Here is a 22,957-nt window from a genome sequence, read left to right on the forward strand (position 1 = left end):
AAAAAAGGAAACTGAATTTCTGTTTAAAATGGAAGCGGAACTTTCACTAAAAAGTATCTGCCTTAAGAATTTCTGAATAGTTGACCTTCATTTCTATAGTACGTCCAGATAGCTGCTCTTCAATAAGACGAATCATCATCACTTTACTATTTGGGTAAGTGAATTTTTTGAAAACATAAATGTTCCTGAAATTTTTTCTGAAGTGTTTTTGAGGATTGAGCTGTAAAATGGGAGTCAGATCAACACTTTGGTTATTTGTTGCTTTATGAATTTTTTTGTCTTCCAAGGAGAATTTCAAATCCTCGATGTCATAGCCTAGATTTGAATTATTTTTGATGGTCATATCGAGAAAAATATAATCACTTATCACATATACATTGTTGAGCTGAAAGCTGAGTTTTAGATTTTTCTCTTCCCTGATCGGATTTTTCTCAGATTTTTTTTGAATAATATCCATTGCAAATTTTCTCAGTTCAAGATTAGAGAAAACCATTTTTTCAAATTCTACAGGCTGCATCGCTTCGGGCTGTATGTGGATATTGGTTATCGTATTTAGGTTTTCTTGGTTTTTGTAAACAACTTTATATTGAGCGATGAAAGACTGCGCAACCACGGTTATAATACCTATATTTCCATTGAAAAAAACGGGAAGTGTTTTGATTTTTCCTTTCTCGTCAGAATCAGGATGGTCTGTGATTTTTATTCTTGCAATGTTTGCAGCAGGCAGATCTCCAGTCAGTTTTTCTGTTGACAAATCCACAAACTGAATTGGCTCTGGCGAAATAATATGCAGGTTGATCCCTTCAGTAATTTCAATCTCCGGTAAATCGGAGATGATCTGTTCCTTGGTTGCAGTTTGAGCCGTTAAAAATTGAGCTGTGAATGTTAAAAGGGTGTATAATAAAGTTCTCATTGTTTTATTTTTTTTGTTGGTTTTGTAAATCTTTCAATTGTTTTTCGTCGATGAGAAAAACATAAGAATTGTACTTCAATTTTGCTTTGTTCTCTTTGATCAGGTTGGCGATTGATTTGGAGGTTGATGTGAACAGACTGGATCCAATGCTTGAGAAAAATCCTTTTCCGCTCATATCCATCTGAGTTCCCTGTACGGAGTTACTTCCCATTTCCCTCATCATATCTCTGAATACGCTTTGCGGAACATACAATCCTTTCATCCCATCAACATCGTAAATGGATAGATTAACAGGATAGATTTCCCCTTTGGTAAAGACCGAAACAATATTGAGATTGACCCTTTGCATCGCAAATCCTGAGATCTGCCCGTATAAAATGGAACCTTTTATTATTTTTTTGTTTCCAACAAAGATGTCTTCCAACAAGCGGAACCTGATCCTGCTTCCTAAAAATCCTTTATTATTTTCGTCAATGACCGCTTTAATAAAACTATTTTCCCTCTCTTTATAGAAAGCATTGAAAGCACTGTTAATACCCGATTTACTCACATTGAAAGTTGAATTGAGGAAATCTTCCATTTTTTCTTTATTTGATTTCAATTTCTGTTCAGCCGCCAATTTACTTTGGTACTCAGGATCACGGGATTTTTCTAAAGAATCCATTACCAGCATTTGCTCTTTCAAATATTTTACAGGGTCTGGTTGGACACTCTGTGTCTTTTCTTCAGTTGTATCAGCGTATTTATCTTCTTGGTTTATGTATTATGATTTATCATTCAGCATTTTGATGATCTCCGAAGACCTTTTGTAATCCTTATCATCCCTTTGTGATTGATTTGGTTTGTAATACGAGGATTGATCTCTTTTCGCCTCATATTGATTTTGTCTGCCATTAGCTGCTTTTAATGAATCTATTTTTCTTTTTTGTGATAAGGACAATTGGTCATCATAGTTCAATAAACTATCCTCTTCTTTATCCAAACCATCAAGCATCGTTCTATTATCCTCCTTTTTGAAAAAGGCATCGTACGCATCATTTTTTGTCATGATGGAATCCTGTGTTTCTCCCAATGAAAGAGACAATTCTTTTCGATTGTCTTTTTCAGAAGTTTCCTCTTTGACAAATTGTGATCCTATATAGGCAAAAAGAAAAAGAAACGGTAAAGCCAAAAGAGGCAGAACATATTTTTTTTCTTTAAAATTGATCTTTTTAATGTCCATTTTTTAATTTTTGATATTGGTTAAACAGGTAATCAATTCGTAAGCTGTCTTCTTTTTCAAGAGCGTGGTCGTCTCTTTTAATTTTTAAAGTTTTCAGTTCGCTTATGATCTTCCCCATCTTTTTATCATTATTTAAGGATGGATCTTGACTCATCTCACTCGCAGAATAGAGAACCGGAGGTCTTATTTTAAATGCCGTTTTGGAAGGAAAAAAGACGCCTTGAATGAGAGACCCTATAAATGAAACCGACAGTAGAATCATTGAATACGTGAAGAATTTCTTCGGGTTTTGAACTGCCCACTGTAGCAATTTTTGTCCCTTTAGTTTTAATGTTGTATTCATTTTAGTAGGAATTTTTATTTTGATTGGACAGTTCCTCGTTATTGATGATTCGCCAGTTTTTAATAATCACTCCGTGAGGGTTATTGGGACTTCTGATGATGTCTTCAAAGAAACCTTCGGTGATAAGCTTTCTGGTAATGACAGAAGATTTTCGTGTGATCATTTGTTTCCCAAAGAAGCTAAATTTTTTATGTTCCATATTAAGTGCAATAGAATCGGTATGGATACTTACCATCGAACTGGACGCAATGATTTGATTATAAAAACCCTTTTCCTTTAAGTTGGTATATTCTTTTTTCCCACTGTCATCAATGAGATACAATGACTTCTGAATATTATCCTTGATATAGGTATCATCGGGAGCAAGAGTGAAAAACAATCTGTGGAAAAGTTCAATTTGTGCCTTGTATTCAACAGGTCGGTTCAACAAGACATCGGTCTGCTTTGCAAGTACTGGAACCCCGTTATCCAAAATGTAAATTGACTTTCTAGAATCCTCGATCATTCTGTATGCAAAGAAGAATCCGGCAATGACAATAAAAACAGCAAAAGCAATGGTTGACAGTGAAATAACCTTGTTTATTTTAATTCTTTGTTCTATATTTTTGATAAGCATTTTGTCATATTATTTTTTGAGATTACTTTCCGTTTTTCATAGCTTCCTTAACTCTTCCCGAAGCTGAGCCTTCTGCTGCACTTGCTGCTATAGAAGCACCTCCCGTTTTGGCAGCCAATATTGCTGTTTTCGCACTACTCGCCATTTTTCCTGCGGCATTTTTCATTTTGGTCATGGCCCCCGCTCCTCCTGCAGAAACAATACTGTCTGCAATAGTTGGAGTCATCAGTACTCCGATTCCTGTAACAACATAAGCGACACAGGTAAAAAGCTGGTTATAGATCATACCGGAATTACTCACGTAGACCATCAAGGCGTCCAAGTTGGTGATTGTTCCGTTTGATAATAAGGTATCATATCTTTCGATCTCCATTGTATAACCAGAGGCGATGAGTTGTTGACCGATGTTGATGATGGTATAGGCAACAAAAGTGTACAGATTAATGTTGATGAACTTGGATACCCAACTGTATAATGAATTTTCAAATCCAGGGATAAGAGCCATTCCCACAGCTATCGGTCCCAAAATGATCAAAATGTAAGACCATATCTTTTGGATGAAGAAAATGAGATACACGCAAACCCGTAGGATGGAAAGGCAACAAAATTCAATAAGTTCTGCCACTAGCTTCTGCATTTGGAACTCCATTCTTATCGACCATTCTTTGATAGGCTGAATGAGTTTATCCAATCCCTCACTGATGTCATACCATGAATCATCGGCATCTTCAGTAGTATTTTCAATCACCTCCTGCTTCGCATCTTCTTCCGCTTTTAATTTTATGACGGCATCGAGTAATTGCTGTTGCTTCTTAAATCTTTCAACCCGCAGATCATTTACTTCTGATTCTATCTCGCTGAAAATTGAAATTCCGGGTTCGGCAATAGCCTCAAATGGTGCCTGGATCATACTCACAAATCCGCTCCAGTAAACCAGTGTAAATCCGATCAGAATCGGTTTCAGCATCGGGGTGATTTCCCATTCTCTGTCTCCTGCTGCCATTTGCCAACCCATATATCCGAGGTACATCAGAGCACCTAAACCTCCTATTGCTTTTCCTACCAAAGCTGATTCAGCAGCACTATCCTGCACACTGTTGTCTAATTTGGTAAAAACCTCCATAAACCATTTCTCAAAAGCACCGTCGCCTTTTAAAAACTGAAGCAGATTACTATAGTCGCTGTCTGTTTGGGCAAAACCCATAACAGGTAAAAGAATTGCGATTACGCAAAAAGTTACTGTTATCGTTTTATTCATTTTTAAAATCGGTGTTTATAATGATTCATCATATTTTGAACAATTTGCTGGTCTGATGCAGGTGTCCAAGAAGGAGGCAAAGCATAATTGGAGTGGTTTTTCAGAATATTTTTGTAATCCGTAAGAAGTTTCGTTTTGTTATTGTGCTTTCTTAATTCAATTACAAATTTTCTCCATTTAATGAGGGTTTCGTGATACATAATAAATCGTTTTCCTCTTGGCATATCCATACTTCTGGACATTGAATATTTTTCTTTTATGAGATCCAATTCTTCCTGAAGTCTTCTTATGGTGCCTGTTGTACTTAGTGTTTCAAAGGTTTGCTGGTCTTTCAGTCTCCATTCTATAAAATTTTGCGGTGTATCGGGGAATTCGGTAATTGGTTTTAGCATTCGTTTGTAATACAATAACCATAGAGGGTCTGCATCAACAGTAGCAGAGGTCCAATGGGCAAAGTCCTGAACGCTTCTTTTATGAATGGTATCTGAAGCTGCTTTTATTTTTTTTGCTTCTTCCTCCTGAAATTTTAATTGAGTAAATCTTTGATTTTGCACTCCTGTAGGTTTTAATGGTCGAATATCTTCTCCATCTTTATAATCCCTGTTGATTTTTGGAGCCCATAATCCCCAAACCGTAGCATATGCGAAATTGGTTTGAATGCCTAAAAAATATTTTGGATAAGGACGCCAGTCTCCCCAATCTTGAAAGACCATTCTTTTATGCTGAGAAACAATGGAAGGGTCATTTAATCTCTTGACGCTAACCTGTCCAAACACGGTGGCTGCAAAAAAGAGCAACTGAAATAGACTGAGTTTTTTTAGTAGATTTTCCATAATTTGAATTAAAAGATGTGATTGTATTTTTTGATGATGTCGCCAACAATGGCTTTGTCTATATTGATGTAATTTCGGAGAACCGGAACCTGATACAGATAAGGGATCTTCTTGGCATTCTCTAAGCGTAGATTGATGTAAAGAATATTTCCATTGATATTTCTGACACGGGTAAAGATCTTTTCAATAAGCATTTCTCTATCCATCGCATCCATCAGAAAATCTTTGTCTTCATTGAGAATATCCTGGGTAACTTCTTGCTGAAGCTTCAATGTTTGCTTCCCGATTTCAACATAATATTTTGAAATGAGTATTGAATATTCAGGATGCTGTGCGGATAGATCCAGCATTTTATTGGAGTTTGTCACGATTTTACCTAGATATTGATAGAGGTAGATAAGTTTTTTACTCTGGGTAAGCGCCGAGTTGACATTTTTCAGCTGTTGATAGATGTACTCTTGGATTGCAATGATTTGCGTTATTTTATTATTGATGTCATCATATAGTTCTTTCTGCTTTTCATATGAATCCAGAAATGTTTGCTCGCTTCCTAACCGAACGCCGTGGTTTACTGTGATCTGTGACAGAAGTTTATCGTTAATAACTATTTGCTGGCTACTAAAAGTACTTGCTGAAAACACTATCATTCCAATGGTTACTATTTTCTTCATTTCTAAAAAGATTTGATGTGATCCATGATGCTTTCCACTACTTGCTTATCTCTGTTGACATAATACTGGAATGCTCTTTTATTGCGTTTTACTTTGGCTTTTATATCCCTTATCTTCAGAAGCATATGCGTAGAATTTCTGCTTATTGACTTTAATTCGCCCAAAGCATAGTCTAGCAATAATTTACGTTCTGATGTTTCCATCTGATTGATGGCTCCATAAGAGATCACGATACCCATTACGAGCCTTATCACCATTTGAAGATCATCTACAAATTGAATCTGGGAAGGCAATACCGCAATGATTGAATAAGGCGCATCATTTATTTCATTGATAATGGCGGATTGATTGTTGGTAATTTTTGTTACTTCCCTGCTCATTGCAATTCCAGTTGGTACTGCCTGAATAGCAAATGAAACAATTCGCAATCTGTCTTGAATTTTGATGATCTTATCTTTGAAGTTGTTCCATTGAGTTTTATTGGCGGTTTCTATAGTAGCATTTTCGATTTGTTTTTGACGCATTTCCTTTTGCCTGTCGTGCTCTTTCATCGTAGCATTAATTTCTATGTCCATCATCGGAAAGGAAACATTTTCCTGTTGCCAGGCAGGAGTAGAGCCGCCACCAGAAGATGTCAGCACGAAATAAACTGCAGGAATTAGCAAACTGAAAACAAGTTTCTTTTTGCATACGCATAGGCGGCGAATCTCATTCTTAGATTTCATCATAGAAAAATTTAAAAATTTCTTTTGTACCTGTTCATTATATTTTCAACAATAGCTTTGTCTGTATTGATGTATCCGGCAAATGGATTAATTGAATTCCAAAATCCTAATCGATTTGCTTTTTCCAGCCTTAATTTTATAGCCAAAAGCCATAATTTCAGATTTTTGACATTACCTGAAATATTATGCAGGATCTTGTATCGGTCTCCTGCAGTAGCCAAATTCAGTTCTCCGGAGGCCAGTATGTCTGATATGTCAGTTATTATTTTCAAGCTTTGCTCGTAGGTCTTCTGTGATGCCTTTGTTCCGAAAATAGCATACTGAGGATGTTGTGACGCCAACTGGACAACTTGTGAAGAATAACTGTAACATTTTTCCAACTCCGAATAGATCTGCTGTACCTGGATCCCGTTTTGTAAGGTCCCTGAAACTTCTTTCAGGCCTTTCAATATTTTATTCTGAATATCATTGGCTGCAACCATCTGAGTACCCACCCAAGTTTGGGCATCCTTTAATTTGGATGTTTCTTCGATGACTTCATTCTGTTTGGCTTTTAGATTTTCTGAATAGAGAATCATTGCTGCCGTTACGGTAGGATCGATGTAAGTATTTTGCGAATAGAGGAAACTTCCAAAACCTAAAAATAAAATGCTAAACTTTTTCATACTGTTGTTTATTTATGAATTCTGAAAAACTAATATTATGGTCTTCTAATTCCTGCGAGATGACTTTGAAAACATTCATCCCTCTGTGTTCTTTTTTCATCATTCTGTAAAAGGAATTGATTTTTTGATCCAGAGGATTTTGATATAAGTTTACGAGTGACACCAAGTTTTCGAGACTATCTCCGAAGATTTTGAGATCACCAATTATTCTGCGCAATGCTTCATCATAGTCGCCATATTGATGAACATAATACTCAACTGCTGATTTCTCCGGTTTTTCTGTGGTATAGGTTAAATATTGCTCCAAGGAAACCTCATTACCATAGACCTCTCCTTTTGAACCTCTTTTTAAATAGAATTCTTTGAACCGGCTTCTACCGAATTTATTATTGAGATTATTGATGGTGAAAATCTTGTTTTGCTCTACTTTATTGAGTGAAAGCAATGAGGCGATCTTATCAAAATTATCTTTGAATTTGGTCTGGTCAAGCAAGATAAAAGTGTCTGAATTATTGATGATGGAATCTTTTACAACTGCATTACCTATAATGTCATCAAGTTCCTGAGTGACTACCACCGCTTCTCCCCAAAATTTCCTCACCGTTTTATATAAATAAAGAATGTAGCCTCCCATCAGTTTACTCGCTATTGCCTTCCACGCTTCTTCTATGATCAGGGCTTTTCTGCGGTCTTTTCTAAGGCGCATTTTCTGAATAAAGGTGTCCATAATAATGAGCGTAACTATCGGAAAGAGTTTGGGATTGTCCTTTACATTATCAATTTCAAAAACGATGAAAGATTCGTCAAACAGCGTATTATCTGCACTTTCGTTTAGCGTCGTTCCGTACCTTCCGCCTTTGTAAAAGTCTTTCAGCACAAACAAAAATGTCCGTAAATTAAATTCCTTCTCTATGATATGATGCTTCTTATTATTCAGGTAAATAGGAAGAAATTGATCACAATAATCATAAAATCCGTTGAATGAAAGTTCTGTAACGGTCAGCTTTTCTTCCAGTTTCTTAATTTTCCTGATGATTGCTTTTCTAAAAGATTGGTTCCATTCTTCAGCTGATATGGGTTGCCTGATGATGTCACTCGATTTGATTAAAATCAACTGCGTTTCGTCGTATATCTTCCTTTTTTCTTCATCATTCAGTGTGTCATATGCTTCATAAACTTTATAGAAATTTTCGCTTTCATATTCCGGGTTATTGATGTTCTTGTCAGGATGATAAAATTTCAACAATTTTCTTCCCGCTTCCTTTATTTCATCGGAACTGGCACCGAAAGTAATTCCCAAAATGTCATAGTAAGTATGCTGCCCTTTGGCTTCGTTTTCATATTCAGAAAAAAGATCATCTTCGTGAATGTTATATTTACCCAGATATAGAATGAGTTCTTCAGAAGTTTTATTTTTATACCAAGACGTTCCCGAATTGAAATACTGATGGTAATACGACATCAACACATTGTCTAAAATGGATTTTTGTGCGGATGACATTGCGGAATCCGGACCTTGCCAGATAAGGAAGATGAGGTTGGTCAAAAATTCGATTTTTTCGATGTTAAATTCTTTCTTATCCATCAGAAAAGGATTCATAGTAATCGGTTTTTCTTCTGTGTATTGGATGTATCTTCCTCCCTTATATTTGCAGGTTCCCGAATAGGAATCTCCTGTATCAACAATGACCACATCATAATTGTAGGTCAAATACTGCTCAATGATATTGTTCATCAAGAATGACTTTCCGGAACCTGATGGTCCTAGTACAAATTTGTTCCTGTTGTTGATCCTTCCTGTTTTCATTGGCAGATCTGAAGGATCTACTTTTAGCGGAACGCCTTGCCTGTCTGTAAATCTCAAATAGAAGTTTGATTCTTCGTTGACCGGGTAACTCTCCTTAAAAAAAAAACACAAGGCCGCTTCGCTTGTCGTCATAAATAGATCGTACTCCCTGAGTTCTGTCGCATTGCCCGGAATGGCCGAGCGCCAGAGTTCCAATTGGTTGTAGGCATTTTTAGAAACAATGATTCCTTTTGTGAAAAGTTTATTTTCAATCATCGACTGAATGTTTTCCATTTTCTCTAGTGAGTTTGCAGAAAAAAGAATGGAAAAATGAGCATTCACAACGAGTTGTCCATCAGTTGCTATATTGTGAAGCAGTGTCTGAATCTCCTCTGCGATAATGGCATTAGATGGCGAGTTGCTAGCTGCGCCTTCGTGCTTTTTCTTTTTTTTGTCGAGTTCTCTTTGCTGTTGTGCCTGAAGTGGAATGGTGATCACCTGATTATAAACGATGGTCTCATAGTCTTCCAGTTCATTGATAAAACTAAAATTGTCCACTGCCGTCTCTGATGCCGCACCATTTCCTCCAAGAATAGAATATGGTTCAATTTCCTGTGGCAGATCTATATTTTCTACATCGACGTAAGAAATGTTCTTTACGAACCGGTTTCCGATCTGCAAAAATTCATTGGTACTCTTTATATTGTCAAATGTTGGCGAATCATTGAACTGCATTGATAAAACTCCTGAAATGTAATATTCAAAATCTCTCTCAAATAAAAACTCAGGCTCACAATCATTCTGTTTCAAAAGCATAAACACTTTCTGACATTTGTCCCGTAATTCCTTGTAGCTTTTATCTGAAAAATGATAATGTTTCATTTTCTTTTTCAGCTTGTCATCTACGATATCGGTAAACAAAAGCATCGTTTCAATGGTTTTGAAAAGCCGACCTTCAAAATGTTCAGAATATTTTTGCTGCAAAAATTGGTTTGATTTCTCTGCAGCATATTTTTTCTTGGAAAAGATATCGAGCTTTTGAACGATTCTTCCCTCCCCAATAATTGAGATAACCTGGTTTAAAACTGTATGAAAATTGATATAGCTGTCTGGATCTGCCGAATATTGTTCGACAATATTTTTAATTCTAATACCTATGATAGGATTTCCATACTGTCCGAAGAGAACATCAAGATCCCAATTGAAATCTTTTCCATAGTCATATCCTATAAATGGGATACTAAATACTTGTTTTTTTGTTGCTGCCATTCTTTAGAATTTTTTTATTGTCTAACCTTTTTGGAAAAATTAAGATCTGATCAAAGTTTTTTGTCTTGTCGTATAGACCGTTCTTGTCCTGTCTTTTGAAAATAAGATAAACACCTCCTGCGGTGACAGCTATTCCCAGTAAAGAACCTAATAGACCAAACTTGGATAGTATCATTGCCGAGACCACTCCGCCTCCAATAACGCCGACTGCATAAAAGATGTATTTCCCTTTCAGTCCGAAGAATACAAGGGGCTTTTTGAGCCCCTTGTAGAGATAGAATCCCATGTTAGGCGAAGAATGCGGTTACAAATTCCGGAACCACAAGCAGGAAGATCATTGCTCCTCCATAACCAAGGATCTCCTTGTTGACATCCTGGTCGCCATTTGTCCATTTGTTATACACTCGAAGACCTCCGATGAAACCGACTAATCCTCCTACTGCTTTCAAGATCAGCTTTACTGGATCCCAATAATCGGTGATATCACTTGCTGCATTCGAGATTGCTGTGGCTCCTCCTTGTGCAAATGCAGGAGTTATTGCCATAATTGCCAACGCAAGGGTTAGAACTTTTTTTGTTGTCACGTTTTTTGTGAAAAACTTTTTCTTCATATTTAAAAATTTTATAAGGGGTTAATAATCAATTGAGTGCTAAATTTTGGGCCTAGGAATCCCAGTCAACGGATTTTAATCCGTTGTTATGTCTAAAAAGCAGTATGTTAACTATTGATTAGGTTGGCTAACTACATCGTGGATTGATAAACCTTATACCCATCGTAATTCGCTACCAGTTGAACCAAGGTTTCGGAAAGGTTGAGCATCGCTTTCCATTCCATACTTCTGGAAGTTTTCTGGTTTTCAATCACTTCGCTAGGTTTCTGATTTTCCTTTTCGGTTGATATCTTTTCCGTCTGATCAACATCTACTTCGCTTGTTTCAGCTTTTTCAGGATGTGATTGGTTTTCAATTTCAGTAAAATCCTTTTTTGATGGGTTGTCGAATTCATCCAGGTTTTGTTCGGATTCAAATAATTCCCTCAAATACTCCAAATCTTGTCTTTCTTCATTTCCTTCAATGATGTCAGAATCGATTGGATTTTTAATATAGGATTTTGGTGTGTTGAGATTTTCTACATCTTCAATACCTACATTTTTTGTAAGATCTTCGTACTGTTCAGAAATTTCGGACAAAGAAAATTCCTCAGCCTCATCTTTGTAGGTTTCTCTTTCTTTTTTCAGAAACAGATCGTATAAGATATTTCCGGAGTAATAGGTCAGATAAATAGCCAAGATGCAAAGTGAGATTTTTATCATTTTTACTGAGATTATAGAGATTAGTACTTAGGTATATTTTTTATTTCAGAGGGTGATCTTCAATGTCTGATTAATATATTCTATCAATTCATCGAAAGATCTTCGTACCCCATATTTTTGTTCGTAGGTCAGCTTTCTGGTATCAATCTTTTGCAGGGCGTTTTTTTTGAATACAGGATTTTCCAAGAGCAATCCGAATTTTTTCAGCTCAATGTCCATTCCTTCCTGATTCAGATACTTGTAGCCTTTATCATATTTGGAACGGATAAATACTCTTTCAGCCTCACTTTCCAGTAGTCCCAGCATATTAATAAAGACCAAGGTTGATTTGATAGAAACATCTGAATATTCAAACGGAATCACGATAAAATCACTGTAAATGAGCAAATCGCTGTATTTTGCATCTAATGTTCCAGCCAGATCAAAGAGATTAATCTCATCGCTCTCTTTTAAATTAATGAGGGTCTCAAAGTCTGCAAATGGCTGTTGGTCATCATCGCCAATAATTTCCACTTCATACAATTTCGGACTTTCCGATAATTCATCATCTTTCCATTTGTAGTAAAAGGATTTCTGGTAATCAAAGTCAAACACATTAATTTTCCTTTCCGAAAGTGCAGAAATGTAATTGGCAAAAGCAATGGCTAATGTTGTTTTTCCAGTTCCTCCTTTTTGTGTGGCAAATGTTATGATCATTGGGTTTAGTTGATTGTTTTTAGTTGATTGTTGTTGGAACGAACATAATTTTTATAAAAACCGGCAACCGTCAACTTTATCTTCTTTTTTTTCGTCTTTTTTTGAGTCCGTTTTCGGCAGGATCTTTTGTTACTCCTGAACTTTTCATCCATTCAAACAACATTTCATTGACAACTTTACTTAGTTGATTCCTTTCATTATTTTCAGTTCTGTTTTCATTTGCTTGCATCGGATTCAGAAATTTGTGATATTCCTTTTCTCCAATTAATGATCGTAGCTCTCCGATAAAATGGAACCGTGTATGAACCGCAAACAGCTTTCCGTCCTCGCCTTTGGTAATTGCAATATTTTTTTCATCATTTGTGTTTTTTTTATTTTTAATGAAATCCTTCACTTCAAACTGAACTTTTCGATAGGTTTCCAGATCTTTTTTTCCTCGGTTTTCAAAAAGCATAAAGTCCTTGATTTCTGCTTCCGGATTATTCTTCTTAAAAAATTCAATCAGGAGCTTTTTTGTTTCCTGGCTGCGAATATTATAATCCTTCAGGATTTCAAAAGTCTTCTTATCCAGCATGTCGGAAGTTAATTCAAACACCTCGTCCATTTTCAGAATATCACTTCCCTTATATAATTTTCCTGTTTTATGGTCGATCACGGTGTACCCAAAAGGATTTTTATCTTCTTTATTATGGAAAACCATATCGATCCCGAAAACATCCTTCATCTTTTTTTGGATCTCACTTTCAAAAGTGATTTTTACTCTCAGATCATTGTTTTGTAAATTTTCCTTTGGGAGCATCGATTGCTGTTGCCTATTGTCTTCTACTTTAAAAACCTTTGTGGAATACAATTCTTTGTATTTGCATACTATAGCTTTGATCTGCTTTGCCCTTTTATCATTTTTGCTGTTATCAAAGACAATCTGGTCCCCTCTAATAGTTTTTTGTGTTACTCCGTTTTTTAAAATGTTTAAAAAATTTTCATCATTTGTGTTTTTGCCTATCCTGTAACCATTTCTGCCTAGTAAAGTTTCCAACTGACTAAGCGAACTTATTTTGTAGTTCAGTAGTTTTTCTAGTTCTTCTTCCGGTTTCTGACCATACAATTTTTCCATTGTAACGCTTAATGCTTTTTGGGCTTTAAGCTTTTCATAACTATCATTGATCTTCTTGCCTGTCTGCTTATCGACCCTGGTAGAAACAATGTGTACGTGATTGTTATCTGTATCCTTATGAAAAACCACAATAAAAGGCTGTTCGCCATACTTCATTTCATCCATAAAATCCCCCGCAATCTTAGTCAGTTCTTCCTTCGAGTGTTCTTGGAATTTCGTAGAAATCATCGCGTGAAATTGGGGCTTCAATATTTTATTGTTCCCAATAGAAATAGCTCGCAAATAGCTTCTTACTTGTTTCTTACTGCTCGATCTATTGATGAATGAAGGAAAATTTTTCATCAGCATTAATTCTCCAGTACCTTTATCAATTTTCTTATCGTTATAATTGACTGCGGGAAAACTGGAACCTGCCGGATTAATAATCTTAACAATCATCTTGATAGCTCTGCATAGATTCTTGTAAAGATTTCGTTTTGTTCTTTTTTCAGAATGATGATCTCTGATAACTTATCCGAAAAACTACTGAGTTTACTTTCGCTGATAAACTTCTGACCATTTGCTATTTTTGCAACTTGGTTGATGTTGGTCTCAATTTTTCCGAAAATATTATCTTGTTTTTCAATGAACGTTAATACTTTTCTCCTTTCGTCATCCATCATTCTGTTTTCAACAGAATTAATAATTAGACTTGTTAAGGAGATTTGTTTTTCTAAACAGACTTTTTTCCATTTTTCTTTTTGGATGATGGAAATTCTTATTTTAACGCTACTTTTCTTATTAAAATCCTTCTTATCTATCATTCAATTACATTCAGATAATTAATTGGAAAAGTGGTCATGCCACTTATAGTACCGTTGAATTTTTCGATCTGATTTTTCCAAAGAAGCAGATTGAAATCAACGTTAGTTAATGAAATAATGCCCTGCTCTATTCCTGAACTAATTAAATTTGAGTTTCCACTTACTAAAATATTGTTTAGTGAGCCCACATTGCCATCCGACATAAAACCTAAATCCCGCAGTGGTTTTGAAAGATTCAGTATAACATAGTTTGAAGTGATGGGTGTTGAACAAATTATACTAACATCCAAATAGCCAATTGTTCCTATTCGCCTCGCATCAATTTGCCCAGTTATTCCAAGACCTGATGTTCCTAACCTATAAATTTTAGTAGATAATGTATGTTGCCGAGGATTTGTAGGAAAAGGAAGGTATGATTTCCACGAGGTTTGTTCAGAAATAGTATTTGCAGAAAGTGTTTCGTCCAATACGATGACAGCATCGTAATAATTAGGCTCCTTAAACATCTGATTCCAATACTGTCCATTGAAATAATAGTAACCTTCCTCTACAATGTGAATGACTTGCCCCAAAAGATGTGACGCAGGTTGAGTCACGTAAACAATGGCTCCCTTTTTTGATGAGGAATATCTTTTTCCGGCTAGCTGGTCTCCTGTTATTTTTGGAGGAATAATACCGTCATAATGATCACTATCATTTGGTTTTCCTACAACTTCTAACGTTGTTTCAGGAGTCTGGGTATTGATGCCCACCTGTCCATCGATTGAATTTGCTCATTAGTATTTTGATTAAAATTTCTGAGACAAAATTGAGCGAAAAAAACCCGTAAAACAATATCAGTCAAAGGGTTTGGTCTAAATACGAACTGTTTAGATGTAGTTGGAAAAGTTGGAGGTTAAAAAAGAAAGATTACGTTGAATCTAGAATCTATTCTCTTGATATTATAAAAAACAAGTTCCGCAGTTTTTTACCCGTTTTGCAAAAAAGGCAAGATCGTCATTGTAATAAAACTTGAAAAGTTTGTACGTACAAAGACACATCTTGCTAAAAAGGTTTTAAAAACCCAGTATTTAAGTCACAATTAAATCTGATCTTATTTCATTCAGGTTCAACAAATACCTGATGCTGTTTTAGGCATTTATAACCATGACCTTACTTTTTAAAGATCAGATATAATAAAGTTTGATCTATTAAATTCTAGACCTAGGTTAGCTGGTATTACTTTGTACAGATTTGAATTGCACCTGCAATTATTCTACAAAATATTTTGAATCACCTGATATCATTTTGCACAGGTCATCTACGACTGTTGAATTATTTTACACAGGTGATATGGACCACTTACTTCAATAGATTCGTTAGAGATTATTCAGACTGCTTATATCTTCTTTTCATAGTATAAAAACGAAATAATATCCTATCATACCACAATGCCAGAATTAAAAAGAAGACTGGGATAAAAAGTGTTTTTAATTCAAAATATCTATATCCGAATCCACCTAGCGTGCTTCCCAGAAAAAAGCAGCCAATGATGGTCAATTTCAAAAAAATACTTTTATTCAATTTTACGGATTCCGACTTTTCTCTACGGAAAAACAATTTGGAAAGATCTGTCCCAAGATCGGTAAATAAGCCAGTCAGGTGAGTTGTTCTTACTACTGATTGTGACACTCTGGTCACCAATGCATTCTGTAGGCCCATCGATAGTAGCAAGGCTGAGGATATGACAATGGACAATGATTGATTTCCGTTGATAGGTAGAAAAGAAGAAAATCCTAAAGATGACATAATAGAAATTTCTATCAGAAGAGGAATGCTATATGAAGTATGGGATCTTTTGTCTACTGAAGATTCGGCTATCAGACCAGATAGGAATGCTCCTAGCAGAAAAACAAAAATATAGTACAAATAAATGAAAGAAGTATCATAGCTTTTCAAGAACAACTGTTCGGAAAAAAAAGCAAAATGACCTGTTACATTGGTCGTCAAAACATGTACCGATAAAACCCCGACAATATTGACAATTCCAGCAACAGTTGATAAGATTGAAGCCAATTTAAGATTGTGGGAGTAGGTACGACCCTTGCCTTTGTGTCTAAACATATAATATTCTTAAGCGTAAATTTACGAAAAATGACCTAAAATCAGGGATCGTATAGCATACATGAGATCTGATTATGAAAAAAAATTGTATTTAAATGTAAAATGCAGCCATAAGTAGATTCATAAGATAAAATTAAATGGAAGTGGCAATACAAGATAAAAGCGATCGTCTTTTTGAATTCTTTGACACATTCAATGATTCTCAATATGTAAACAAATTTGTTTATATTTTTAGTATGAAATCCCTGATAAAATACAAAGGAATACACCCGGGAATCGTTCTTGAACGAGAGCTGGAAAAGCGTTCGCTCAAAAAGCGTCCTTTTGCTTTATCTATCGGTGAATCTGCTCAGACCATTAATAATATCACAAACGGTAAAAGAAAGATTCCTATTCCATTGGCACTAAAGATAGAAAAGGAACTTCAGCTGGAAGAAGGTAGCATCGTTATCCTTCAAAGTTATTATGACATCAAGATTGAAAAGGATAAAATGAAAGAAACGCCAAAACTGTCAGTTGATCGCCGATCTTTGTTCTGGGATACTGATGTTGACAAAATAGATTGGATCAGACAGCATAAAGCAGTTATAAACAGGGTTTTTGAACGTGGAAATGACGATGAAAAAAATGAGATCATCCGTTTTTACGGAAAAAGAAAAGTTGAAACAGCATTAAAGTCTACCACTTCGCAACCAATGAAGCTTCATAAAAAATCGCGATGATCAGCATGTACTATAAAACCGTAAATGAATTGCTGAAAAAATGCCTGCAAATTCTGATGGCCTCGGAAGCCTTCAAACATTTCAGGCTGGTAGGAGGCACATCGTATAGTATTAAATAGGTCACCATATCCCCATAGACATTGACCTGTTCTCTGATGCTCCTTACTGAAATACTGATTTAAAGAACTTTACACTTCTCTCAGATCTGCATTTGCCTATGTAGACTTTTCCGGTGATCTTGAACCGGCAATGGAAAAATCCTATCTCACCGGAACTGATAAAGATAATACTGTAAGACTTGACATCTATTAAACAAATATCTTCGTAAGGTCTGTTCTAATATTGAATGAAATTAGACTTGCAACCACAGAAGAGATTATCGCAAATTAATTGAGCGCATTATGATACATAATTACTCGTATCAAAATTATCCGAAAATGAAAAACTTACGAAAAAATGCAAAATGGGGAAGAGACTAATTTTTTATTCTATTTAATATGTTGGTTGAAATACACAAAATGCTGCTCGATTGACCTATTCCAATATTCGGTATTATGATTGCCAGGCTGACTTATGAAAGTTGTCGGGATTTCTAGACGATCAGTTAATGCTTTTAAATTTTCGGAGTGAGAATATAAAACATCGTGTGTTCCGCAGTCAAAAATGAAAGGTTTTGTGAAGTTCGGATTTTGCAATAATAATGTTGATATGCTGTATTTGTTCCAATCTGCATTTTTAGGGTTTCCAAGATTTTTTATTAAGTCACGTGTCATTCTGTTGTTCTGCCAAAACAATTGGCTTACTTTCTGTAAATCTGAGTAATCAATTTCTAAAGCACCACTGGTAGAACCTGCAGTGTTAAAGTAGTCAGGGTGTAAGATGAAATACCTTAACGAACCATAACCGCCCATACTTAAACCGCTTATAAAAATATTTTTTTCATCAATATTAAAAGACTGATGTACTTTCGGTACTAACTTGTTGAAGAAAAAATCCTCATAACGAGAACCTTTGTCAATCGGGCTGTTGATATAGTAAGAAGTGAAACCATCTGGAGTGACGATAATAAAACCGTACTGATCAGCCAATTTTTGTAAATCTGCTGTCTGAGACCATTGTTTGTAGTTTTCGCTGTAACCGTGAAGCAGATAAACCAAAGGATATTTTTCGGTTTCATTATATATTTTTGGCTTGTAAACTAGAACTGTGTCAGAGTGTGATAAATACTCCGATTTTAAGGACCACTTTTCCTGTGCCTGTAAGGAGATTGATGAATATACACCAATCATCATCAATATTAACTTAGTCATATTTTGTATTTTTGTTAATGCAAAATTCCACAAGCATTTCGTTCTGCGCAATAACGAACAAAATTGTGAGTGGCAAAAAAAAAGATGGTTATGCGTAAAGAAAATTCAACCAATGCAATAAATGAACAATTCTTGTTTCAGGTTTGTGAATTAAATTCAGCGATTGCTATGATTGGCGGACGTTGGAAATCTCAAATTGTCTATTCCATTTCTCAAGGAAGTAACCGCTTCCATTTGCTGAAAAGACAATTGCCAAATATATCTGAACAGGTTTTAGGCAGACAACTTAAAGAGTTGGAGACACACGCAATCATTATTAAAAAAGAAATTCCAGAAACTGTTCCAGTCGGGATAGAATATGTACTAACGAACAAAGGTTATGACTTGGTTCCTATCTTGGAACACTTATGCGATTGGGGTAAGAATTATGCAGAGGGAAAAGAAATTTCAGTTTGCTCTATGTAGAAATACGATTAATATACATCATCATTCTTGCCTACATTTTTTGTGCAACTTAACATGTTTTATCCCGGCATTTTACCTGACAAATAAAAAGCGGGTTGTCTGTTCAATCTAGTACTTATGGCAGTTGGTAACAGACAAGTACCGTCTTTCTATTTTTGACGTTTCTATTTTGCTTTTCGTTTTTTGTCATCTTTAATGAATAATCTAAAGTTACAGATTTTTAATCCTAAGCATCTACACATCTCTAGCTTTTTTCCGCCGAGATTTCATTGGACAAACTTTCAGGCTGAAAAGGTTAAATTCTGATATCAGTATTCTATCAAGCTGTTAAGCCACCATTCATTTAAGTCCTTAAAATTTTGATATAACACTGAACAGTCTTCCACGCTATTGTGATCATTTTGAATCATTTTCGTGACAGCTTTACCATTAGAATCATTGTCAAGGAAGAGAGAAATTTTATCGTAATCCTTTAATTTGTTCTTCACCTTAAAAAGCATAGCAGTAGAATTAAGTATCAAATGGTCCGACATTGAATCTTCCTTTTTTTCAATATTCCTGTAGGTGAGATAATCAAAGAAACCTTCAAAAACATTAACTTCACTATTCTTGTTCCCCTTGCCTCCTATCCAGGTAACATCCTTTAGACCCAAACAGATCTTGGCATATCTGTTTCGAATTTCATATCCTCCGGAATCATTCAGAAAGCCTATACCAAAGAACTTTTTATCATCTATTCGATAAGAGATCTCTTTGACCAAATTCCTTTGCTCATAAACTTTTCTGGATTTTAGATATAGAATCAATGCAGGATGTCTAACATTATCAATTTGGGTAATCTCATAACGTTTACCGTTATCAATATCTTTGACAGGTTTGTTTTCGGAAACAGAAAGATCAAATTTCTTAAGATAGTTTAATGCATCAGAAACAGAACATCTATTCATCTGCTGGACAATGGAGATCACATCGTAACTCTTACCCGTCCCAAAGTCAAAAGCTTTATTTTTGAGAAAATCGACCGACAGGCTTGGAATTTTTTCCTCCCTGTCCAAGGCAAAGTAGAAGGCCGTGTTTCGGTTTTCCTTCACAGGAAAAAGCTTGAATGATTCGAGGACCGTTCTAATGCTTAGACTCTTTTTAATTTTTTCACAATTCATTTTTTTTTCTTTTAAAAGCAAATATCCTCTGTCGATTCCTTTTAATAAAAAAAGACTTTTCTCAATTTTTAAAGCACTTTTATACGATCTCCGGAATGCTTTCTGACTGGTCGATCGGCATTAATTCAAGATAAGTGCTATTCCGAATTGCGGATGAGCACCATTCCGATAAATAAATGAGTTCAAATCCGGAAAACTCCCTTCTTTGGAATGAGTGCAAATCAGAATCTATTTTTCAGCTTGCATTCATTTTTACAGTTTATCAACAATTTTGACAGTTATCCACCATCCCAAAAATTTTCACATCATCGCAACGAGTGCAATTCCGAGAAACTATTGCCAAGTTATCAACTTAGAAGATTCATATTGACTTAAGCGAGTGCAATTCCGATTTCCGAACGATTGCAATTCCGAAAAATGGATGAGCGCAAATCCGAATTCAAAGAATTACAGGATAGCCGTTCGGCATCAATTTTCCAATTCTAGAGTCCTTGTACAGCGTAATGATGATTTCCTGAATTTCAATCAGAAACATCTTTCCCTGAGATTCCGTTGAGCTTGTACCTTTCAACCTGCTCTTTCTGATAAACGCCCGGAAAGCTTTTTCGATCAGTTCCCTCGTCTGCGCAATGTTCCTGTACTGGTACGAAAAATTGACCATCTGGCTTTCCTGAAGACCGTATCTTTTCCTGAAGTATCTCAACCTTCTGGTAATCTCAAGCCTCTCTCTGTTACTTGATGACAGATCTTTCTCATTGAGTGTTTTTGTCTGATAAGGAACAATATAGATCAGATCTCTTTTGTATCTGAAAGTGAATGACAGATTATTATACCGGTCTAGGCTCGATCGCGCCTGCTTCAAAAATTTAAAGCAAAGGTCATTTGATGTCCTGTAATTAAGTCCGAACTTTTTATTCAATGTGGAGCGCTTTACAACAGTCCCACTTTCGGGCAGCTTAGATAGCCAGATTGCAAATATGATATGTTTGTTGTTACGGATATTGTAGACCAGATTGTAAAGGACGTAATTGTACTCAGGTATGACCATCAGTTTCTTGAGCCAGTAACTGCTGATCAAAAACGTAGTGTAGCCCCTTTGATCGTATGTTGGTGTCGAGATGAGCCCTCCAAAGGTTCTGATCTCTTTTCCTATGGAGTTGACCGACCTGTACCATCCCATCTTGAACCTGGCCAAAAACTCGTAGGCATCGACGACCTGCTTGCTGGAACCGCTTGGCGAGATCTTGCTGTTTCGGATCTTCATCGATGCGAATATGTTGTTGTCGGTCTCGAACTCTTCATCGAATAATGAAAGCTGTATCGGTCGGTCTTCAGGACGAAACTGCTCACTGCTTATGATGGAAATGATATTGAAGATCACCCTTAGGGCATTGATCGGGATATCAGCAGCCTCGTGATCCTCAAAAATAAAGTCGTCCACAAAATGATTCCCCAGTCTGATCCTGTCGGGATCCTTTTCAGATTTATCTTCAAACGTCTTACGGACCAGCCGCAAATCCTTTTCCCGAAATGCCATAAAATTCTTATTTTAAACCAGTTTTTTGTATGTAAGTTTATTTGTTAGTATCCAAGTTGGACTTTGGACGTCTAATATCTGGAATGGTGTGCAGTGACAGCTGATTGTCGTGAGCGGTATTTTTAATAAAAGGCAGCGTACTTTTCAATGAAGACCTCCAATTGGTAATGATCCTGCCAGAATTGTTTTTCCAGCCGTTGTCTTTCCATGTCTGATATTTATTCCTGATAATCACGTCCAGTGAAGGTTGATAAGCTGCCAAAGTCTTTGCATAGTTTAAAAAATCAGGTAACTGAGGTATCTCAATATTGTCACTTACAGATTCAGGCGAGTAGGCTTTGATTTCATCATCTCTATTCCCTGCCTGCCCATCAATCAATACATCAGTCGAAGAATGTTTGTTATCCTTATCCGACTTCTGAGAAGATGGTAGTGCTGAGTCTTTAGAAACCTTCGTTGTTTCAGGGCTACTATTTCCAAGAGAGTAATCCAATATCAGCCGATAAGTCCCAGAAAGTCCATTTCTAGTTTGAAACTGGATCAATCCCAATTCTTGAAGCCTTTCTTTTGTTTTCCTTACGGTCTGCCTTGTCACTCTAAGCTCTCTACTCAAAACAGCATCGGAAACTTTGAAAACGTAAGTGTCACTACTCTTCGCTGTCTTCAACAAGTAAAGATAAAATGCAATGGCAGTGGATCCCGGCTTTGTTTTGTGATTGAATATCCAAAATCTTTCAATGAGTTCAAGGTAATACATTCATCATTGTTTTCCGAAAAGCTCCAAAGCCTTCTCCTTGTCTATAATGATGATATTCCCTCTTTGAATAATGGCCTTGTCCAATATACCGGAGGATTTGACTTCTGACGCTTTCGAAACTGAACATCCCAGTATCTTCGCCAGACCCTTTAAGCCGTATTCATATTTTTTTTCAGAACCGATAATCTTGGAAACCTCTAAAAATTCTGCGACGGTCAACTGCCATATAGGGGTTTGCGGATCTATATTTTTCATTTTGATTATATTTTAGCAATTGAATGAGTTAATGCTTGTTGTTCATATCAGTCGATTCGAATTTGCTTTACAAAATTTCAAAATTTCTTAAAATATCTTTCGGTAGTTTTTCGGTAGTACCGAAATTATTTTTTTCAAGTACGATGAATTAAGAGTTTTTTAATCAAACATTTATACTTAATCATGCTTCTCCGCTAAAAGTGGCGAAAAACAAGTTATAATACACATTCATTATCGCGAATTTCTTCTTAACTAAACAAAAAAAAACGCCCATCAAGTGAATGATGAGCGTTTGAAAAAAACTGGCGGCGACCTACTCTCCCGCTTTCGCAGTACCATCGGCGCTAGAGGGCTTAACTTCTGTGTTCGGAATGGGAACAGGTGAGCCCCTCTGCTAGAACCACCCTAAAGGCTGTTCGTAC

At 36.0% G+C, this 22,957-nt stretch carries 26 protein-coding genes and 1 rRNA gene; 2 read left to right on the forward strand and 25 right to left on the reverse strand.

Annotated elements, in window-relative coordinates; translation table 11 throughout:
* Positions 1–46 precede the first annotated feature (46 nt).
* The 19 genes from IO90_RS15715 to IO90_RS15800 all read right to left on the reverse strand — a co-directional run bounded on the left by IO90_RS15715 (position 47) and on the right by IO90_RS15800 (position 16,281).
* Positions 47–913 (reverse strand): DUF4138 domain-containing protein, encoded by an 867-nt coding sequence (locus IO90_RS15715; protein ID WP_034968604.1) that lies wholly within the window; start codon positions 911–913, stop codon positions 47–49.
* A gap of 4 nt (positions 914–917) precedes the next feature.
* Positions 918–1,577: a conjugative transposon protein TraM gene (traM, locus tag IO90_RS19190; RefSeq protein WP_316931188.1), complete on the reverse strand. Its 660-nt coding sequence runs from the start codon at positions 1,575–1,577 to the stop codon at positions 918–920.
* 99 nt (positions 1,578–1,676) lie between these two features.
* On the reverse strand, positions 1,677–2,135 hold the full coding sequence (locus IO90_RS19195; protein WP_316931189.1) for a hypothetical protein: 459 nt from the start codon (positions 2,133–2,135) through the stop codon (positions 1,677–1,679).
* Positions 2,125–2,478, reverse strand: coding sequence for a hypothetical protein (locus IO90_RS15725; RefSeq protein WP_034968607.1), 354 nt, complete (start codon positions 2,476–2,478; stop codon positions 2,125–2,127). Before IO90_RS15725 ends, IO90_RS19195 begins: the two co-directional genes overlap by 11 nt.
* Position 2,479: 1 nt before the next feature.
* Complete coding sequence (traK, locus tag IO90_RS15730; protein ID WP_034968610.1) at positions 2,480–3,094, reverse strand: conjugative transposon protein TraK; 615 nt, start codon at positions 3,092–3,094, stop codon at positions 2,480–2,482.
* 22 nt (positions 3,095–3,116) lie between these two features.
* Positions 3,117–4,352, reverse strand: coding sequence for a membrane protein (locus IO90_RS15735; protein ID WP_034968613.1), 1,236 nt, complete (start codon positions 4,350–4,352; stop codon positions 3,117–3,119).
* Positions 4,353–4,354: 2 nt separating this feature from the next.
* Positions 4,355–5,185: a hypothetical protein gene (locus IO90_RS15740; RefSeq protein ID WP_051878772.1), complete on the reverse strand. Its 831-nt coding sequence runs from the start codon at positions 5,183–5,185 to the stop codon at positions 4,355–4,357.
* An 8-nt stretch (positions 5,186–5,193) separates the two neighbouring features.
* Positions 5,194–5,856 carry a hypothetical protein gene (locus tag IO90_RS15745; RefSeq protein WP_034968616.1) on the reverse strand — a complete coding sequence of 221 codons (663 nt, stop codon included), beginning with the start codon at positions 5,854–5,856 and terminating at the stop codon, positions 5,194–5,196.
* 2 nt (positions 5,857–5,858) lie between these two features.
* Positions 5,859–6,584: a hypothetical protein gene (locus tag IO90_RS15750; protein WP_228374697.1), complete on the reverse strand. Its 726-nt coding sequence runs from the start codon at positions 6,582–6,584 to the stop codon at positions 5,859–5,861.
* 8 nt (positions 6,585–6,592) lie between these two features.
* Positions 6,593–7,246, reverse strand: a complete 654-nt coding sequence (locus tag IO90_RS15755) for a hypothetical protein (RefSeq protein WP_034968622.1) — start codon at positions 7,244–7,246, stop codon at positions 6,593–6,595.
* Positions 7,233–10,301 carry a TraG family conjugative transposon ATPase gene (locus IO90_RS15760; protein WP_034968625.1) on the reverse strand — a complete coding sequence of 1,023 codons (3,069 nt, stop codon included), beginning with the start codon at positions 10,299–10,301 and terminating at the stop codon, positions 7,233–7,235. Before IO90_RS15760 ends, IO90_RS15755 begins: the two co-directional genes overlap by 14 nt.
* Positions 10,273–10,587, reverse strand: coding sequence for a DUF4133 domain-containing protein (locus IO90_RS15765; protein WP_034968627.1), 315 nt, complete (start codon positions 10,585–10,587; stop codon positions 10,273–10,275). Before IO90_RS15765 ends, IO90_RS15760 begins: the two co-directional genes overlap by 29 nt.
* 1 nt (position 10,588) lies before the next feature.
* Positions 10,589–10,912, reverse strand: a complete 324-nt coding sequence (locus IO90_RS15770; RefSeq protein WP_034968629.1) for a DUF4134 domain-containing protein — start codon at positions 10,910–10,912, stop codon at positions 10,589–10,591.
* Between the two features lie 131 nt (positions 10,913–11,043).
* Positions 11,044–11,613: a hypothetical protein gene (locus tag IO90_RS15775; RefSeq protein ID WP_034968632.1), complete on the reverse strand. Its 570-nt coding sequence runs from the start codon at positions 11,611–11,613 to the stop codon at positions 11,044–11,046.
* 45 nt (positions 11,614–11,658) lie between these two features.
* Entirely contained in the window at positions 11,659–12,309 is a 651-nt protein-coding gene (locus IO90_RS15780; protein ID WP_034968636.1) for a ParA family protein, read from the reverse strand.
* 76 nt (positions 12,310–12,385) lie between these two features.
* Positions 12,386–13,861, reverse strand: a complete 1,476-nt coding sequence (locus IO90_RS15785) for a relaxase/mobilization nuclease domain-containing protein (protein ID WP_034968640.1) — start codon at positions 13,859–13,861, stop codon at positions 12,386–12,388.
* Complete coding sequence (locus IO90_RS15790) at positions 13,858–14,226, reverse strand: hypothetical protein (RefSeq protein ID WP_051878780.1); 369 nt, start codon at positions 14,224–14,226, stop codon at positions 13,858–13,860. Before IO90_RS15790 ends, IO90_RS15785 begins: the two co-directional genes overlap by 4 nt.
* On the reverse strand, positions 14,223–14,978 hold the full coding sequence (locus tag IO90_RS15795; protein ID WP_034968643.1) for a hypothetical protein: 756 nt from the start codon (positions 14,976–14,978) through the stop codon (positions 14,223–14,225). The genes IO90_RS15790 and IO90_RS15795 overlap by 4 nt, the downstream gene beginning before the upstream one ends.
* Before the next feature lie 613 nt (positions 14,979–15,591).
* Positions 15,592–16,281 carry a YoaK family protein gene (locus IO90_RS15800; RefSeq protein WP_316931190.1) on the reverse strand — a complete coding sequence of 230 codons (690 nt, stop codon included), beginning with the start codon at positions 16,279–16,281 and terminating at the stop codon, positions 15,592–15,594.
* A 284-nt stretch (positions 16,282–16,565) separates the two neighbouring features.
* Between IO90_RS15800 and IO90_RS15805 the strand changes: the two genes are divergently transcribed.
* Positions 16,566–17,051 carry a transcriptional regulator gene (locus IO90_RS15805; RefSeq protein WP_034969384.1) on the forward strand — a complete coding sequence of 162 codons (486 nt, stop codon included), beginning with the start codon at positions 16,566–16,568 and terminating at the stop codon, positions 17,049–17,051.
* A 488-nt stretch (positions 17,052–17,539) separates the two neighbouring features.
* Here the strand turns inward: IO90_RS15805 and IO90_RS15810 are convergent, their stop codons facing one another.
* Positions 17,540–18,361 (reverse strand): alpha/beta hydrolase, encoded by an 822-nt coding sequence (locus IO90_RS15810; protein ID WP_117596601.1) that lies wholly within the window; start codon positions 18,359–18,361, stop codon positions 17,540–17,542.
* A 90-nt stretch (positions 18,362–18,451) separates the two neighbouring features.
* Here IO90_RS15810 and IO90_RS15815 point away from each other — a divergent pair, with 90 nt between their 5' ends.
* Positions 18,452–18,826: a winged helix-turn-helix transcriptional regulator gene (locus IO90_RS15815; RefSeq protein WP_034969389.1), complete on the forward strand. Its 375-nt coding sequence runs from the start codon at positions 18,452–18,454 to the stop codon at positions 18,824–18,826.
* A 308-nt stretch (positions 18,827–19,134) separates the two neighbouring features.
* On the opposite strand, the gene IO90_RS15820 is transcribed toward IO90_RS15815, so the two are convergent.
* The 5 genes from IO90_RS15820 to rrf form a co-directional block, all read right to left on the reverse strand.
* Positions 19,135–19,986, reverse strand: coding sequence for a toprim domain-containing protein (locus IO90_RS15820; protein WP_034969392.1), 852 nt, complete (start codon positions 19,984–19,986; stop codon positions 19,135–19,137).
* Positions 19,987–20,425: 439 nt separating this feature from the next.
* The gene (locus IO90_RS15825) at positions 20,426–21,523 is read right to left on the reverse strand and encodes a hypothetical protein (RefSeq protein ID WP_034968651.1); all 1,098 of its coding nucleotides are present in this window, start codon (positions 21,521–21,523) and stop codon (positions 20,426–20,428) included.
* Between the two features lie 37 nt (positions 21,524–21,560).
* Positions 21,561–22,280: a helix-turn-helix domain-containing protein gene (locus tag IO90_RS15830; protein WP_034968655.1), complete on the reverse strand. Its 720-nt coding sequence runs from the start codon at positions 22,278–22,280 to the stop codon at positions 21,561–21,563.
* Positions 22,281–22,283: 3 nt separating this feature from the next.
* Positions 22,284–22,535, reverse strand: a complete 252-nt coding sequence (locus IO90_RS15835; protein ID WP_034968658.1) for a DUF3853 family protein — start codon at positions 22,533–22,535, stop codon at positions 22,284–22,286.
* 300 nt (positions 22,536–22,835) lie between these two features.
* Positions 22,836–22,943, reverse strand: a 5S ribosomal RNA gene (gene rrf, locus IO90_RS15840).
* Positions 22,944–22,957 lie beyond the last annotated feature (14 nt).

This window comes from Chryseobacterium sp. FH1, assembly GCF_000735135.1.
In the GTDB taxonomy this organism is placed as follows: Bacteria; Bacteroidota; Bacteroidia; order Flavobacteriales; family Weeksellaceae; genus Epilithonimonas.